Genomic DNA, 668 nt, shown 5'->3' on the forward strand with positions numbered 1-668 from the left:
ACTCTCTACTTTTTAATTAATTCTTGGGTGTAGCTATTGCCTTCTTGGTCGGTAAGTTGTACAATGTATACACCAGAGGCTAAATGGCCTAAGCTTAAGCGCAAGTTGGTATGGCTTATTACTTCTGCTTTAATTTGCATTTGTTGTCCTAGCATATTGTAAACAGCTACATTTGCTTTGTTTGTTAAGGTCAAGTTACTTTGTAGTTGCACTATATCTTCGGCTGGGTTAGGGTAGAGGCTAAACAACTTTTCGTCTACATCTTCCATGCTCATGGTTTCTATATCAAATTTTAAGGAAAATCGCAACGTGTCAACCGATTCCGTCACATTGGCATCAACGCTAAAGGAATAAACTTCGCCATCTGTTAACAAAGTTTCTGTTCCTAAATACGCATCTACTAAATAAACTTCTGTTGTTCCAAAATTAGATAAGTTGGCTACAAAGCTGTAGTCTTGATTACGCCAGTTGTTGGTAAATAACGGAATTACTTCATCATTTTCTGGGAAGTTTCTACGCTGAATAGTAAACAAGCTGTTTTCATTGACAGAAGCTAGGTTTTCATCGATATTTCCCATTTTAGCAATATCTGCTGCATCTACTTCAGTAATTCCATCAGCGGCAAAACGCAAACGAATGGCATCGATAATCTGACTTTCTTCATTTTG

The 668-nt window shown here is 37.3% G+C and carries 1 protein-coding gene; it reads right to left on the bottom strand.

What is annotated here, in order from left to right:
• Positions 1 to 5 precede the first annotated feature (5 nt).
• Positions 6 to 668: T9SS type A sorting domain-containing protein (locus IEV72_RS13525; protein ID WP_188459652.1), on the bottom strand; the 663-nt coding region annotated here is incomplete at its 5' end.

The sequence above is a fragment of the Psychroflexus planctonicus genome (genome assembly GCF_014640195.1).
Taxonomy (GTDB): domain Bacteria; phylum Bacteroidota; class Bacteroidia; order Flavobacteriales; family Flavobacteriaceae; genus Psychroflexus; species Psychroflexus planctonicus.